The 14594-nt window shown below is 48.5% G+C and carries 17 protein-coding genes; 11 read left to right on the forward strand and 6 right to left on the reverse strand.

Annotated features, from left to right (window positions below; translation table 11 throughout):
• Positions 1-95: 95 nt before the first annotated feature.
• Positions 96-485, forward strand: coding sequence for a hypothetical protein (locus BD749_RS03165; RefSeq protein WP_101442912.1), 390 nt, complete (start codon positions 96-98; stop codon positions 483-485).
• Between the two features lie 49 nt (positions 486-534).
• Here BD749_RS03165 and BD749_RS03170 read toward each other — a convergent pair whose 3' ends face one another.
• Positions 535-933, reverse strand: a complete 399-nt coding sequence (locus tag BD749_RS03170; protein ID WP_101442913.1) for a hypothetical protein — start codon at positions 931-933, stop codon at positions 535-537.
• A 314-nt stretch (positions 934-1247) separates the two neighbouring features.
• Between BD749_RS03170 and BD749_RS03175 the strand changes: the two genes are divergently transcribed.
• Positions 1248-1478: a hypothetical protein gene (locus BD749_RS03175; RefSeq protein ID WP_101443598.1), complete on the forward strand. Its 231-nt coding sequence runs from the start codon at positions 1248-1250 to the stop codon at positions 1476-1478.
• An 87-nt stretch (positions 1479-1565) separates the two neighbouring features.
• Here the strand turns inward: BD749_RS03175 and BD749_RS03180 are convergent, their stop codons facing one another.
• Together BD749_RS03180 and BD749_RS03185 are read right to left on the reverse strand one after the other, a co-directional pair.
• A complete protein-coding gene (locus BD749_RS03180) occupies positions 1566-2024 on the reverse strand; it encodes a DUF4199 domain-containing protein (RefSeq protein ID WP_101442914.1) in 459 nt (152 codons plus the stop codon).
• Between the two features lie 52 nt (positions 2025-2076).
• On the reverse strand, positions 2077-2547 hold the full coding sequence (locus BD749_RS03185; protein WP_101442915.1) for a DUF4199 domain-containing protein: 471 nt from the start codon (positions 2545-2547) through the stop codon (positions 2077-2079).
• Positions 2548-2880: 333 nt separating this feature from the next.
• Here BD749_RS03185 and BD749_RS03190 point away from each other — a divergent pair, with 333 nt between their 5' ends.
• Positions 2881-4506 carry an ABC-F family ATP-binding cassette domain-containing protein gene (locus BD749_RS03190; protein WP_101442916.1) on the forward strand — a complete coding sequence of 542 codons (1626 nt, stop codon included), beginning with the start codon at positions 2881-2883 and terminating at the stop codon, positions 4504-4506.
• Between the two features lie 36 nt (positions 4507-4542).
• Entirely contained in the window at positions 4543-5229 is a 687-nt protein-coding gene (locus BD749_RS03195) for a hypothetical protein (protein WP_101442917.1), read from the forward strand.
• A 74-nt stretch (positions 5230-5303) separates the two neighbouring features.
• On the opposite strand, the gene BD749_RS19195 is transcribed toward BD749_RS03195, so the two are convergent.
• Complete coding sequence (locus tag BD749_RS19195; RefSeq protein ID WP_007660460.1) at positions 5304-5453, reverse strand: lmo0937 family membrane protein; 150 nt, start codon at positions 5451-5453, stop codon at positions 5304-5306.
• 67 nt (positions 5454-5520) lie between these two features.
• Complete coding sequence (locus tag BD749_RS19200; protein ID WP_007660459.1) at positions 5521-5673, reverse strand: lmo0937 family membrane protein; 153 nt, start codon at positions 5671-5673, stop codon at positions 5521-5523.
• A gap of 435 nt (positions 5674-6108) precedes the next feature.
• Between BD749_RS19200 and BD749_RS03200 the strand changes: the two genes are divergently transcribed.
• Complete coding sequence (locus BD749_RS03200) at positions 6109-7014, forward strand: 3-hydroxybutyryl-CoA dehydrogenase (protein WP_101442918.1); 906 nt, start codon at positions 6109-6111, stop codon at positions 7012-7014.
• A gap of 144 nt (positions 7015-7158) precedes the next feature.
• Here the strand turns inward: BD749_RS03200 and BD749_RS03205 are convergent, their stop codons facing one another.
• Positions 7159-7971, reverse strand: coding sequence for a 2,3,4,5-tetrahydropyridine-2,6-dicarboxylate N-succinyltransferase (locus tag BD749_RS03205; protein WP_101442919.1), 813 nt, complete (start codon positions 7969-7971; stop codon positions 7159-7161).
• 51 nt (positions 7972-8022) lie between these two features.
• Here BD749_RS03205 and BD749_RS03210 point away from each other — a divergent pair, with 51 nt between their 5' ends.
• From BD749_RS03210 to BD749_RS03235, 6 genes are all read left to right on the forward strand, one after another.
• A complete protein-coding gene (locus BD749_RS03210) occupies positions 8023-9162 on the forward strand; it encodes a glycosyltransferase (RefSeq protein WP_101442920.1) in 1140 nt (379 codons plus the stop codon).
• Positions 9163-9238: 76 nt separating this feature from the next.
• Positions 9239-10237, forward strand: coding sequence for a 3-oxoacyl-ACP synthase III family protein (locus tag BD749_RS03215; RefSeq protein ID WP_101442921.1), 999 nt, complete (start codon positions 9239-9241; stop codon positions 10235-10237).
• A 153-nt stretch (positions 10238-10390) separates the two neighbouring features.
• Positions 10391-11047 (forward strand): metal-dependent transcriptional regulator, encoded by a 657-nt coding sequence (locus BD749_RS03220; protein ID WP_101442922.1) that lies wholly within the window; start codon positions 10391-10393, stop codon positions 11045-11047.
• Between the two features lies 1 nt (position 11048).
• Complete coding sequence (locus BD749_RS03225) at positions 11049-11978, forward strand: metal ABC transporter solute-binding protein, Zn/Mn family (RefSeq protein ID WP_101442923.1); 930 nt, start codon at positions 11049-11051, stop codon at positions 11976-11978.
• 12 nt (positions 11979-11990) lie between these two features.
• A complete protein-coding gene (locus tag BD749_RS03230) occupies positions 11991-12782 on the forward strand; it encodes a metal ABC transporter ATP-binding protein (RefSeq protein ID WP_101442924.1) in 792 nt (263 codons plus the stop codon).
• A gap of 294 nt (positions 12783-13076) precedes the next feature.
• The gene (locus BD749_RS03235) at positions 13077-14360 is read left to right on the forward strand and encodes a metal ABC transporter permease (protein ID WP_101442925.1); all 1284 of its coding nucleotides are present in this window, start codon (positions 13077-13079) and stop codon (positions 14358-14360) included.
• Positions 14361-14594: the final 234 nt, after the last annotated feature.

Raw genomic sequence — 14594 nt, forward strand, 5'->3', positions numbered from 1 at the left:
AAATTTTTCCAGAACCAGTAAACCGATTTATAAATTGCCTCTTTTGCTTGTATGCCTGAGCCGGAAGCTGCAATTTTGAGGTAAGAGAACAGCACATGAAATCGTATACCTTCTATACCTTATTTCTAATCATGCTGATGGGTTGCGCAGACCCGGCCAGCATCCCCGGCTTCGACAGCGCTACGTGGCAACAAGACAAGAAAGGCTGCCAGGGCAAGCGCAGCAACATGGTGCGAAACTTTGATGAAATACGCCGCGATCTGTATGGTCTTCCGGAAGAGGATGTGAAGGATATACTGGGCAAACCTGACGCGGAACAACTGATGCGTCGGGGCCAACGAGTCTTCATATATTATCTGGAGCCCGGCTCGCACTGCAACGAACGCAACAAACTGTCGGAAGCTAACCGGGCCGAAGTGCGCTTCAACGCCCTGCACAAGGTAAGTGAGATCACTTACTTGCGTCCACTTCCTGTATCCAATTAAAGCAAAAAGCCCGCTATTCAGCGGGCTTCAAGTTTAGAGGGGTTATTTACTATTCCTCTTCATTTCCTGTGAGCAGGTTAACATACTGGCGACCTTCCAACTCCAAAAAGTGCTTTAGCTGCTTCTCGTTCAGAATGCCCGCCATTACTTTGTCAAGCTCAGTCTGAATGTCGCGGTAAGCGCGTTGCAACTCAATTGGGTCGGTAAGTTTTGTCTGCGCTTCTGCCATGCGCTGGTATCGTTTGTCGTGTAACTGCTCTACCTGCAATAGTTGTTCCTCACTCAGATTCAATTCGCGTTTCATTTCCATAAGTGCCATTTGAGGACCGCTCAAGTCCATGGCGAGTACTTTTTTATCCAGCAGATCGTCCGTTTCCGTTAATCGCTGCGCTTCTGTGGTAGGTATGGTTAGTCCCAGTATGATGAGTAGGGGTATAATTCTTTTCATGATATTCCGGTATTATGCCAACCGATGGCTATGCTAATGTTATTTAGTGTTATGAACGGAATTATATTACTTTGGTTCTGCTGTAAAACGCACATTATTTATATTTTTCCAATAACACCCAATGGACCAACGCCTCATATAATAGAAACATTGCTACATATATTTAAACAATAAAAATAACTTGTATTCAAAAGTAACTATATCGTAACTATGCCCCTGCAGAGCAGTATACAAACTAAACGCTCAAAATAGTATTTTTAACAGTGGCTCCAGGTTTCGCGACAGCGGTTCCCTCCATACAAAGTGAAAAAATCATGAAGACAAAATATTATAATCCCAGTTTGCTAGAGGTTAACTTTGCAAAAGCTTTTCAGGCCTTGGCACAGCAGCTGGAAGACAAGCTAGACTCAGGTAAGGTGATCAATATCACGCCTATACATGATGCTGACAACCCAATGGTAATTTACAAATTAAAAGATGAGGAAGGCGATTTACATGAAGTAGTTGTACAAATCATACAGCGGCCAGATAATCTGGTAAACTAAACGGCAGTAAAATCTAAAAAGAGAGGCGGCCTGGTAATAACCAGGCCGCCTCTCTTTTTAGATTCTTAAGTAGATTTTATATTTCGATCAAGGGCTACCAGGCACTTTATGGTCGCGTCGCTTGAACCATTGCATGGCAATAAACGAAACCATGAAGCCAGATATTACACCTTCCAGCATCAATACCATAAAAATAACTATACCGGGTGTAATAGCGATTCGGTCGCCAAAAAACTGCTCACCTGCCAGCACACTCAGCAAACGGTCGTCAAAGGTTTTGATGTATACCACCATGAACACCGCAAACAGAACGGTTGCCAGGGCCGATGTGATGATGCCCGCACCAAGCCCCTCAAAATAGCCGATATTCCCTTGTCGCATCTTCTTGAAAGCCCGAATGGCCAGCGTAACGCCAGCAGCCATGATCAGCCCATTCAGAAAACGTAACTCGATGACCTGCTCCAGGCCAACGAGCTTCATAAGTAAAAAATAGGCGATAAGTGCTAGTGCCGTGAAGAGGCCGTATTTGAGGCCAATCTTTTCCATAGTTGGTGCTTGGGTGTGGATTGTTGTTTTCAGTTAAGTTGGAGTGCGACTATTAGATGCGCTCCGGAATCGCGTGGTCTGCCCGCTTAAACCATTGCATAGCCACAAAGGCAATCAGAAAGCCTGGAATTGTGCCGTAGATGATCGTTAAAACAAAGAGTGACAGCACGGACAGGCTAACCGGGAACAGCGAGCTCGACTGCAGGTCGGCCAGGTATGCGGTGTCGAGGGTGGTGACATAGAAGACCAGGAAAAGCGCCAGAATGGTTGAAGAAACCACGCCGGTTGTTGCACCTATCGCCAGCCCCTGGAAGTAATTGATGTTCCCTCCTTTTGCTTTCTTAAATTGCGAGATAGCGACTGTTATACCAATAATCAGGAAGAGCGAACTCAGAAACGAGATTTCCACCCTATCCTGCAGATTGAGCAGTCGCATAATCAGGAAAAAAATGACGTGCGCTATACCTACGAAAATACCATATTTCAACGATACCTTTTGATATGTGATTTTTGAAAGTGCCATATGAATACTGTTTTAAAAGAAATCCTTAGTTTTTAAAAATGAACAGATTAGTTGCACGGTTGGTTATAAAAAAGAGCTTGTCTTTTACAAAGCTCCTCGGTGCAGGTGCAATCTGCCGTATATAATTAAATCAATATACTAGAGAAAGTGCCGTGGCGTTGTGATTTGGGCCATAAATTTTTCGGAATACCCTTCGAAGCGCTTCATTTAAAAGCAATTAACGCAAGCAATACAAAGCCTTAGCCTATTGGTTTACAGCAATTTGAAAAAAAGACGGTTTTTATTTCGTAATTTTGCACCGCAATCGTTTCATATACTCATTTTTAGCTCTCTATGATCAGCACCAACAATGTAAGCCTGTCTTATGGCAAGCGTACCCTGTTTGACGAAGTCACCATTAAATTTTTGCCCGGCAACTGCTACGGCCTTATCGGAGCCAACGGTGCAGGCAAATCCACTTTCCTGAAGATCCTTTCCGGCGAAATTGACCCTAACACCGGCACCGTAGATATTCCGGCCAACGCCCGCCTGGCCGTACTAAAGCAGAACCACTTCGTGTACGACGAATTCCCTGTGCTGCAGACTGTCATCATGGGTCACAAACGCCTTTTCGACATAATGCAGGAGAAGGATGCGATCTACGCCAAAGCGGACTTTACTGAGGCCGATGGAGAGCGCGCAGCTGAGCTGGAGGGCGAGTTTGCTGATTTGGAAGGCTGGAACGCAGAGTATGAAGCGGCAGAGCTCCTGAGCGGACTTGGCATTAGCGAAGACCTGCACTATGCTTTAATGAAGGACCTGAGCGGTAGCGAAAAAGTACGTGTGCTTTTGGCACAGGCGCTTTTTGGCAATCCCGATATCCTGCTGCTCGACGAACCGACCAACCACCTGGATGCCGAGTCGATCATGTGGTTGGAGAACTTCCTGGACAACTTCCAAAACACCGTGATTGTAGTGTCGCACGACCGCCACTTCCTCGACGCGGTTTGTACGCACGTAGCCGACATTGACTTTGGCAAGATCAAGATGTTTGCCGGTAACTACAGCTTCTGGTACCAGTCGAGCCAGCTGGCTTTGAAACAGCGCGCTGATGCCAATAAAAAGACCGAAGACAAGCGCAAAGAACTTGAAGAATTCATCCGTCGCTTCAGCGCCAACGCTTCCAAGTCGAAGCAGGCCACTTCGCGAGCCAAGTTGCTTGAGAAACTGACCGTGGAGGATATCCAGCCATCTTCACGCAAGTACCCTTACATTGCTTTCAAACCAGAGCGTGAAGCCGGTAACCAGATCCTGAACGTGGAGAACCTGAGCAAGTCAGTTGACGGGCAGCCACTTTTCACCGACATTTCGTTTATGGTGGACAAAGGTGATAAGATCGCTGTAATAGGCCGCAATGATATCTCCGCCTCTACTTTCTTCAAGATCCTCTTCAACGAGGAACAGGCTGATTCTGGTGAGTTCAAGTGGGGCACTACCATTACAGCTTCCTTCTTCCCGAAAGATAACCAGGAGTTTTTTGATACAGAACTGAATCTCGTGGATTGGTTGCGCCAGTACTCCACAGAAAAAGATGAGAGTTTTATCCGGGGTTTCCTGGGCCGCATGCTGTTCTCAGGCGAAGAGTCGCTCAAGAAAGCTAACGTGCTGTCGGGTGGCGAAAAAGTACGCTGCATGTTCTCCCGCATGATGCTCCAATCCGGCAACGTGCTCGTGTTCGACGAACCAACCAACCACCTGGACCTGGAATCGATCACGGCTTTGAACAACTCGCTGCGCGACTTTGACGGCACCATCCTGTTCTCTTCGCATGACTTGCAGTTTGTGGACACGATCGCCAACCGCATCATCGAATTGACGCCTGGTGGCATCATCGACAAGCGCATGGGTTACGAAGAGTATCTATCAGATGAAAATATCAAGGAGCTTCGCAAAAAAATGTATGCTACAGCCAAGGTATAGCGTTTATACCTGCGACAACCTGTAACCAACCAAGACATGCCGCTACGCTATCGCTACAAATTGCTGTTACTGACCCTGTGCTGCCTGTTGGGCGGCACAGGGGCCAAGGCCCAGACAGAGCCCGACACGGTACGCCGCAAACGCGAGCTGCCCACAGGACCCATTGTGGAGCCGCAGCAGCAACGGCAGCCCCGCGTTACGCAGCCTCAACCCCAGCCAGAGGTAATTCGTCCGCAGGTGGTGCGCCCCGGTGAGGAAGCACCGCAAGCGCTGATCGACCGTATGTTTTGGGGTGGTAGTTTTGGATTACAATTCGGCACTTTCACTAATGTGTCCCTGTTGCCAGTGCTGGGCTATCGGGCGACCGAAACGTTTTGGCTAGGTATAGGCGGGGTCTACCACTACAGAAGATTCAGAGGAGAAAGTGTGCACAACTACGGTGGGCGCGTTTTCGCCCAGCAACAGATTTTCGAAAACTTCCTGATCCATGGTGAGTTTGAGCAACTGAACGTGGAGCTCCCCTTGATGAACTACAATACAGGTGTGTACGAATTCAGCCGGCGCTTCATCGGCATACCCATGGCCGGATTAGGCTACAGGCAGCGTATAGGCGAGCGCGGCGCTGCCGACATCCTGTTGCTTTACAATTTCAATGATTCTTTTGCCTCCCCCTATTCCAATCCTGTGATCAGGGCAGGCTTTAGCTTTCCATTCAGAAGATAAAGCGGAGCTGAAGGCATAAAAACAGAAAAGGCTGCAAATTACTTTGCAGCCTTTTCTGTTTCAGTGTCAGGTGATTATCCCCGTATGAGTCGTAACAGTACCACGATCACAGCGATCACCAATAAGATGTGAATCAATCCACCAACGGCATCAGGAAACCCAAGGAACCCGATCAGCCAAAAGATAACTAGCACAACGGCTATGATATACAATAAATTTCCCATAGTTGTAAGTATTTTAATTTCGAAAATATAGTCTGATATCCTATCTAACGTAGTTCCGCTATATAGGTTAAGCACCTCTGATTAATCGCAGCAGCACCGCGATAACAGCCAGCACTAAAAGTACGTGGATGATTCCACCAACGGCATCAGGAAACCCAAGGAACCCGATCAGCCAAAAGATAACTAGCACAACGGCTATGATATACAGTAAATTTCCCATAGTTATAAAGTTTTAATTTCTCCTATTCAATGCATTGAAAGCAAAACCGTCTGCTTTGTTTTCAAAACTGACTCAGTGGACAGCTTTGCATTTTTTTGTTTTAAGCTTTTTACGAGGCCTATAATTTAAAGGATGTATATAATCGCATTTTTTTGTATACATATCCTAAATATTACAGAAAACAGGTATAGCATCAGGTATAGATTTCAAGCATATCCCTTTGATTTACAGTCATAACACAAGTTTATAGGCTAAACTAAATTGACTTACATAATTTTGAATAGAATATTAGCTATACCTGGTATCATCTGAGCAACCCAAGGCTGCTGTGGAACCCTTAAAATAAGAGTATTCCAAGAGAAATGTTTTTAAAACCTATGTTTGACTGTTTTCTGTTAGCTTTGTAATGGATTTTTAACCATACGCATTTATCCTATGAAAAAAATAGCAGTCATTGGTTCGGGCACCATGGGCAACGGTATAGCCCACGTTTTTGCACAGAACGGTTTCGCGGTCTCACTGGTTGATATATCAGAGGAGGCACTCAATAAGGCGCTCGCCACTATCACGAAAAACCTGGATCGTATTATAGCCAAAGGCAACCTGACGGAAGAGCAAAAAAGCCAGACCCTGGGACGCATCACAACCTATACCAATATGCAGCAGGGTGTGCAGGAGGCTGATCTGATCGTAGAGGCGGCCACCGAAAACGTAGACCTGAAGCTGAAAATATTCAAAGACCTGGACAGCTTTGCCAAGCCTGAGGCAATCCTGGCCAGCAATACCTCCTCTATCTCCATCACCAAGATTGCATCTGTCACCAACCGCCCGGATAAGGTGATCGGCATGCACTTCATGAATCCGGTCCCAGTTATGAAACTGGTTGAGATCATCAGGGGCTACTCTACATCGGATGAGGTGACCAGCCAGGTAATGGATATGTCGCTGCAGCTGGGCAAGGTGCCGACAGAGTGTAACGACTACCCGGGTTTTGTGGCAAACCGCATCCTGATGCCGATGATCAACGAAGCGATCTACTCTTTATATGAAGGTGTAGCGGGTGTGGAGGAGATCGACACGATCATGAAGCTGGGTATGGCGCATCCAATGGGGCCATTGCAACTGGCAGACTTTATCGGTCTTGACGTTTGCCTCTCGATCCTGAACGTGCTACACGATGGCTTCGGCAACCCGAAATACGCTCCCTGCCCACTATTGGTGAACATGGTCCAGGCTGGCCACAAAGGCGTGAAGTCAGGTCAGGGTTTCTACTCCTGGACGCACGGCTCAAAAGAACTCATCGTGGCAGACCGCTTTAAAAAGAAACAACAGTTTCAGTAAACAGAAAACAGTTAGCAGTAATCAATTATCAGTTAACGCCAAAATGACGAAGCGCCGGCTCTTAAGAACCGGCGCTTCGTTTTACTAATGTACCTATTATCTATTATAGTTACTGTTTACTGCTAACTGTTTACTGCTAACTGTCTAGACTGCTACTGCATTTTCGCGGAGCGCGTCGTTGAGAGATGTCTTCAGGTCGGTGCTTTCTTTACGCTGACCAATGATCAGAGCGCACGGAACCTGGAAGTCACCGGCAGGGAACTTTTTGGTGTATGAACCAGGAATTACCACGGCGCGCGGCGGCACATAGCCTTTGTATTCTTTCGGTTCGCTGCCTGTCACGTCGATGATCTTGGAGCTGCCTGTAATGGTCACACCTGCACCAATAACCGCCTCTTTGCCAATGCGGCAGCCTTCCACCAGAATGCTTCTGGAACCGATAAAGGCACCGTCTTCGATGATCACCGGAGCAGCCTGCACTGGCTCCAGCACTCCGCCTAGGCCAACGCCACCGCTCAGGTGCACGTGCTTGCCCACCTGTGCACAGCTTCCCACGGTTGCCCAAGTGTCCACCATCGTTCCTTCTTCCACATAAGCGCCAATGTTCACGTATGAGGGCATCATGATCACACCTTTGGAGAGGTAGGCACCGTAACGGGCCACGGCATGTGGCACCACACGCACCCCAAGCTCAGCGTAGTTTTTCTTCAGAGCGATTTTGTCATGAAACTCAAAGGGGCCCACTTCTATTGTCTTCATGGCCTGAATCGGGAAGTACATTAAGACTGCCTTCTTCACCCACTCATTTACCTTCCAGTCGTCGCCAACAGGCTCTGCCACGCGTAAACGGCCTTTGTCAAGCTCTTCAATCACGGCACGAACCGCTTCAATGGTATTTTGTTCTTTCAGCAAGTCACGGTTTTCCCAAGCCTGCTCTATTATCTGCTGTAATGCCATGCTATTTTTCGTTTTTAGAAAATCAATGCGTAAAAGTATTAAATTTAGGCGATGTCTGAAAAGAGAATCCTATTGGCCTCGCTGCTTAAGCCCATCAATGATACCCGACTTTATGAAAAACTGGGATTATCATTGAGCAAAATCCCGGGAGCAAGCATTCATATAGTTGCTTACGAAGCGCTTATACCTAACGAAGCGCCGTCCAACGTATTTTTTTACCCCATTTTCCGTTTCAAAAGGCTGAGCGCTGACCGCATAACTGCCCAATATAAGTTCTATCGAACATTACAGCGAATCAAGCCGCAACTCATCGTTGTCAGTACGCATGAGTTGCTACTACCTTCTATGCTCTACAAGGCCAAACACAATAAGGTGCGAATTGTGTATGACATAAGGGAAAACTACAGTCTCAATTTAACTGCTCAGCAGAACTATACCTGGCCGCTGAAGCACTTGCTGGCTTTGGCAGTGCGAGGTGTCGAAAGCATGACCACTAGCTACGTGGATCATTTTTTGCTGGCCGAACGCAGCTACGCTCAGGAGCTGCCCTTTTTGCGCGATCGCTATACCTTTATAGAGAACAAGTACAAAGCCAAACAAAAGCAGTCTCAGCCTAACGCACCTGTTAACTTACCGGCTATTGGTACATTGCGGTTGTTGTATAGCGGCACCATTGCAGAAGAGTACGGTGTTTGGGAAGCGATCGAGTTGGCTAAACAAATGACGACTATACGGCCGGAGCTTAGGCTGACTATTATTGGGTATTGCGCCAACCGCCATACCTTGGCCCGGCTACAAGAAACCTGCCGTATGCTCCCGTTTGTAGAACTGATCGGAGGCGACAAACTAGTGCCGCACCGGGACATTGTACAGCAAATACAGATGAGCCATGTTGGTTTGCTGCCCTACCGGCCTAACCCGAGTACGTTCCGCTGCATCCCGACAAAACTTTACGAGTACATGGCCCACGCACTGCCTATCCTGATACAGCAAAACCCTTTGTGGGCAGGTATAGTAGAGGGAAACGATGCCGGACTATCAATCGACTTTAGCAGGATTGACGTGAAAGAACTATGCAACGAGTTGGCATACAGGAATTTTTATCGGCACGGTATACCTGCCTCCTTTTACTGGGAAAGCGAAGAAACAAAGTTGATACCACTGGTTACAGCTCTCCTATCCCAGGTATAGCCTCTATAAAAATTTATTTTTAGACGAATCTAAATCAGATCAGAATCAGTATATTTGTAAAGCTAAACCTTATATTATGCGAAACTCAAAAATAGCAGGCGTTGGCCACTACGTGCCTGAAAAGGTGGTTACCAATTTTGACCTGGAGAAAATGATGGAGACCTCGGACGAGTGGATCCGGGAGCGGACAGGTATACAGGAGCGTCGTTATTTCCAGGAGGGAGTAGATACTACCTCTAACATGGGGGCCAAAGCTTCTTTGAAAGCGCTCGAAATGGCTGGCCTCCAGCCTTCGGATGTGGATATGATCGTGTTTGCGACCCTTAGTCCCGACTATGTTTTCCCGGGCTCCGGTGTGTTGATGCAACGTGAAATGGGCCTGAAGGAAATTCCTGCACTAGACGTACGCAACCAGTGCTCCGGCTTCGTTTACGCCCTCTCAGTTGCTGACCAGTTCATCAAAACCGGTATGTACAACAATATATTAGTGGTAGGCTCTGAGATTCATTCCAATGGTCTTGACTTTTCTACACGCGGACGCAATGTATCGGTAATTTTTGGTGACGGCGCAGGTGCTGTGGTGCTCACTCCTTCTGAGAGCACTGAGCGCGGTATCCTGTCCACGCACCTGCACGCCGACGGCGAGTTTGCCGAAGAGCTGGCAGTGATCGATCCGGGCAGCACTAAAAAAGAACGACTGACGCACGCGATGATCGACGAGGGAACGGTATATCCTTACATGAACGGTAACCAGGTATTTAAACATGCTGTAACGCGATTCCCGGAGGTGATTGAAGAAGCACTTAACAAGAATGGGTATAAGCCATCTGATATAGACATGCTTATACCCCACCAGGCTAACCTGCGCATAACGTCTTACATTCAGCAGAAAATGGGGCTCCCGGTTGAAAAAGTGATGAGCAATATCCATAAGTATGGCAACACCACTGCAGCCTCTGTGCCAATCGCTTTGAGCGAAGCCGTGCAGGAAGGACGCATAAAGGAAGGTGACTTGGTGTGTATGGCAGCCTTCGGTTCCGGTTTCACCTGGGCCTCTGCGCTGATCAGATGGTAATTATATATTGAGTGATTGAGTGAGTTGGTGAATGAATGAGTGATTGATTTATTTTTGGTTGCGTGATGCCTCATGAACGAATCATAAATTATCATTCTGAACAATTTAACAATACACTCAATCACTCATTCACTAACTCACTCAATTAAAACAGTGCACAGTTTTACTGAAGAGAACTACATCAAGGCTATTTACAAACTTTCGGATGGCGGCAGCCGGGAAGTGAACACCAATGCCATTGCTGAAGCCCTGGACACCAAGGCCGCCTCGGTTACAGACATGTTGCGCAAGCTGGGCGCCAAAGGTTTAGCCGACTACGTAAAGTACCGCGGTGTTACCCTGACAGAGAAGGGCGAACGGGTCGCATTGCAGATCATCCGCAAACGTCGGCTGTGGGAGGTTTTCCTGGTCGAGAAGCTGAAGTTCAACTGGGATGAAGTACACGAGGTAGCCGAAGAACTGGAACATATCAACTCCGACCTGCTCATCAGGCGGCTCGATGAGTTCCTGGGCTATCCTAAGTTTGACCCGCACGGCGACCCCATCCCGACGGAAGACGGCGAGATGAACACCAAGCAGCAGCGCCTGCTGGCAGAACTGGAAGTGAACAGCGCTGGCACCGTGGTGGGCGTAAATGACTCGCAACCGCTCTTCCTGCAGTACCTCGATAAGATGGGGATATTCCTGGGAGCCAGGATTAAAGTAATAGACAAGATCCCTTACGACAACTCATTAGAAATCAACCTGGAAAACAAAAAGAACTTGGTGATTTCTGGCGAGGTGGCTCGTAATATTTTCCTGTCTGCCTGATATGAAAGCCTGCGCTATTATCCTCGGCTTACTTAGCCTGCTCCTTTCTGCTGCCTGCACCCAGGTAGACTCCCGGGGCGAAATGCCCGTTGGGAAGCGCATGCGCATAGTCACCACCACAGGTATGCTGAAAGATGCGGTGGCAAACATAGTAGGTGATGCTGCCGATGTGGAGGCTATTATGGGCAGCGGTGTGGATCCGCACTTATACAAAGCCACGCAAGGCGATCTGAACAAGCTAACCGAAGCGGATGTCATCATTTACAACGGGCTGCACCTGGAGGGCAAAATGGGTGAAGTGCTGGAGAAGCTAAGTCGGTACAAGACCGTACTAGCCGCCACAGCAGGTATACCCGAAAACGATTTACTGAACTCTGCTGAGTACAGCGATAGCTTTGACCCCCATGTATGGTTCGACGTCTCGCTCTGGATGAAAGTGGTCCTCTATGTAAGCTCGGAGCTGCAGAAGAAGGATCCACAACATGCCGCGCTGTACCAGGAACAAACCGATGCCTACATGCGCGATCTGTCGGCACTGCACAACGAAACCAAAGCCGCCATTGCTTCTATACCTGAGCAGCAGCGCATCCTGATCACAGCGCACGATGCCTTCGGGTATTACGGCCAGGCCTATGCGATCGAGGTTCGGGGTTTGCAGGGTATCTCGACCTTATCTGAATTTGGACTGCAAGACGTGTCTTCGCTAGTCAAATTTATCGTGGCGAACAAGATTAAGGCTGTTTTTGTGGAGTCTTCGGTATCGCCTAAAGCTATTGAAGCCGTGGTGGAAGGTTGTCGAAAACGCGGCCATACCGTGCGCATCGGCGGTACGCTGTTTTCTGATGCCATGGGCGAGGCTGGCACTCCGGAGGGAACTTATACCGGCATGGTGCGACACAACACGAACACAATTGTAACTTCTTTAAAATAAGAAGGCTAACTCATGATACTTCAAGTAGAAAATCCAGTAGTAGAAGTACACGACCTGACGGTGAGCTACGAACGCAAACCGGTGCTGTGGGGCATAGACCTGACGTTGCCGGCCGGTGCACTGGTGGGGGTGATCGGTCCGAACGGTGCGGGAAAGTCTACCTTGATCAAGGCGATGATGGACCTGTTACCCGTCAGCAGTGGCTATGTGCGTATTTTCGACCAGCCCCTCAAACAGGTATACAGCCGCATCAGTTATGTGCCGCAGCGTGAGTCGGTGGACTGGGATTTTCCGGCCTCTGTATTTGATGTGGTGCTTATGGGCAGGTACGGCCAATTGGGTTTGTTCAAGCGTCCGCGCAAAGCCGATAAAGACGCCGCCATGGAAGCACTTGAAAAGGTAGGTATGCAAAGCTTTGCCAACCGCCAGATTTCCCAGCTTTCCGGTGGACAGCAGCAGCGGGTGTTCCTGGCAAGAGCGTTGGCCCAAAATGCTGATGTCTACTTTATGGATGAACCCTTTGCCGGCGTCGACATTGCAACCGAAACCGCTATCATCCAATTGCTGCGCCAGATGCGTGACCAAGGCAAAACCGTGATCGTGGTACACCACGACCTGCAATCCGCCTCCGAGTACTTTGACTGGGTGGTGTTGCTCAACATGCGCCTGGTAGCCTCTGGCCCCACCGAGCAGGTACTCAACCAGGAGCTACTGGAGCAAACCTATGGCGGCAAACTGACCCTGCTCTCCAAAGTTGGCGACCTGCTGCGTAAGCAGGAGTTTCCGGCGAGGGAGAAGAGTTGAATTGTTGATTGTTTGAATGGTTAAATTGTTAGATGGTTAAATTGTTGTATGCACAATTACGCCCCCCATACCCTCCTTGTCTGGGCCCCCATATCCCCAAGAGGACATGCTGCTCGGCAATTCCCCTCCTAGGAGGAGCAGGGTTGGGTTAATCATGCACCAAACACGAATGAAAAAAGCGTACCCAACAACTAACAATCAGCAATAAACAATTCATTTACTTCACCTCACATCAATAGAACAGACATCTAACAGCTCAACAATTTAACCACAAGTAATTTAACCATTAAAAAAATGCAGGACTTCCTGGAATTTTTCTCCTTCACAGATGCCAATATCAGGTATGTGACACTGGGCTCAATGCTGTTGGCAGCGAGTTCGGCGGTGGTGGGTTGCTTTACACTATTGCGTAAGCGAGCGCTCGTGGGGGATGCCGTGGCACATGCTGTGTTGCCGGGGGTCTGTCTGGCTTTCCTACTGTCAGGCACTAAAAATCCTTTCATATTGCTGCTTGGTGCTTTCGTTACAGGCTGGCTTTCGCTGGTGGTAATTGATTACATTACGTCCCGGTCCCGCATTAAAGAAGACACAGCCATCGGACTGGTTCTTTCCGTCTTTTTTGGCATCGGTATACTGCTGCTTACCGCCATCCAGCAGACCGGAAACGCAGCGCAAAGCGGGCTTGACAAGTTTCTCTTTGGAAGTGCCGCCTCGCTGATCGGGGAAGACCTGATCGCTTTTGGTGTAGTGGCTGTTTTGCTGTTAGTGGCGGTGGTGCTGTTTTACAAAGAACTGACCCTGCTGTGTTTTGATCAGGCCTATGCCCGTACAATTGGTTTCCCGGTACGCGGACTGGAACTGCTGCTAACAACCCTTACCGTATTTGCGGTAGTGGTTGGTATACAGGCGGTAGGCGTGGTTCTGATGGCGGCCATGCTGATCACGCCCGCCGCAGCGGCCCGTTTCTGGACCGAAAATCTGAAAGTGATGCTCGTGCTTGCCGCGTTGATGGGTGCTTTCTCAGGTATAGCAGGCGCTTTCGTTTCTTACACCGCGCCTTCTATGCCGACCGGCCCCTGGATTGTGCTGATCGTTTCCATGATTGCCATACTCTCCTTTGCCCTGGCACCCGGTCGTGGCTGGATTGCCCGCATCTTACGCCAGCAGCGCAACAAAACACGCATCCTGGAAGAAAACCTGCTTAAGTTACTCTACCAATTAGGCGAACTCCGGCAGGACTATGGCAGTGCCCGCAGCCTGGAAGATTTGCTGGAGCGCCGCAACATACCTAAAAAAGAAGCCTTGAGCGGATTGCAAAAGTTGAAGCGGCAGGGTTATCTAAGAAAAGAAGACGACCGCTGGGTGATGACCCCGGAAGGCGAGAAACGTGGCCGGCGGGTAGTGCGTTTGCACCGCCTTTGGGAACTATACCTGACTCAGTACCTCAACCTGGCCTCCGACCACGTGCATGAAGACGCCGAAACCATCGAGCACATCATCACACCGGAGCTGGAACAGCGACTGATCGAAGAACTGAACTACCCAGACCTGGACCCACACAGTGCACGGATACCGTGAGGGAGTTAGCGAAGGAGCGATTGAGTGGTTGAGTGATTGTGTGAGTAAAGTTTAGATATGGAGGTAAGCACTAATAATCTTATACTTAATAGGCTATATGGTAGGCAGAAGGCTGCATGTAGGTATAAAAGAATATCATTCTAGGGACAGGTCGCGACCAGTCCCTACAGATAGTTTTGTCGCATTTTCAAATCCTTGAATCTCCAAATCCTTAATTTCAAAATCACTCATTCA

Origin of the sequence: Pontibacter ramchanderi (assembly GCF_002846395.1) — a bacterium.
Lineage (GTDB): Bacteria > Bacteroidota > Bacteroidia > Cytophagales > Hymenobacteraceae > Pontibacter > Pontibacter ramchanderi.

Excerpts from the sequence above, each read along its gene's own strand:
- BD749_RS03205 (WP_101442919.1), bottom strand. The coding sequence starts at position 7,971 with ATGGCATTACAGCAGATAATAGAGCAGGCTTGGGAAAACCGTGACTTG.
- BD749_RS19195 (WP_007660460.1), bottom strand. The coding sequence starts at position 5,453 with ATGGGAAATTTATTGTATATCATAGCCGTTGTGCTAGTTATCTTTTGG.
- BD749_RS03165 (WP_101442912.1), top strand. The coding sequence starts at position 96 with ATGAAATCGTATACCTTCTATACCTTATTTCTAATCATGCTGATGGGT.
- BD749_RS03235 (WP_101442925.1), top strand. The coding sequence starts at position 13,077 with ATGCAGGACTTCCTGGAATTTTTCTCCTTCACAGATGCCAATATCAGG.
- BD749_RS03210 (WP_101442920.1), top strand. The coding sequence starts at position 8,023 with ATGTCTGAAAAGAGAATCCTATTGGCCTCGCTGCTTAAGCCCATCAAT.
- BD749_RS03170 (WP_101442913.1), bottom strand. The coding sequence starts at position 933 with ATGAAAAGAATTATACCCCTACTCATCATACTGGGACTAACCATACCT.
- BD749_RS03180 (WP_101442914.1), bottom strand. The coding sequence starts at position 2,024 with ATGGAAAAGATTGGCCTCAAATACGGCCTCTTCACGGCACTAGCACTT.
- BD749_RS03185 (WP_101442915.1), bottom strand. The coding sequence starts at position 2,547 with ATGGCACTTTCAAAAATCACATATCAAAAGGTATCGTTGAAATATGGT.
- BD749_RS03195 (WP_101442917.1), top strand. The coding sequence starts at position 4,543 with ATGCCGCTACGCTATCGCTACAAATTGCTGTTACTGACCCTGTGCTGC.
- BD749_RS03190 (WP_101442916.1), top strand. The coding sequence starts at position 2,881 with ATGATCAGCACCAACAATGTAAGCCTGTCTTATGGCAAGCGTACCCTG.
- BD749_RS03230 (WP_101442924.1), top strand. The coding sequence starts at position 11,991 with ATGATACTTCAAGTAGAAAATCCAGTAGTAGAAGTACACGACCTGACG.
- BD749_RS03215 (WP_101442921.1), top strand. The coding sequence starts at position 9,239 with ATGCGAAACTCAAAAATAGCAGGCGTTGGCCACTACGTGCCTGAAAAG.
- BD749_RS03175 (WP_101443598.1), top strand. The coding sequence starts at position 1,248 with ATGAAGACAAAATATTATAATCCCAGTTTGCTAGAGGTTAACTTTGCA.
- BD749_RS03225 (WP_101442923.1), top strand. The coding sequence starts at position 11,049 with ATGAAAGCCTGCGCTATTATCCTCGGCTTACTTAGCCTGCTCCTTTCT.
- BD749_RS19200 (WP_007660459.1), bottom strand. The coding sequence starts at position 5,673 with ATGGGAAATTTACTGTATATCATAGCCGTTGTGCTAGTTATCTTTTGG.
- BD749_RS03200 (WP_101442918.1), top strand. The coding sequence starts at position 6,109 with ATGAAAAAAATAGCAGTCATTGGTTCGGGCACCATGGGCAACGGTATA.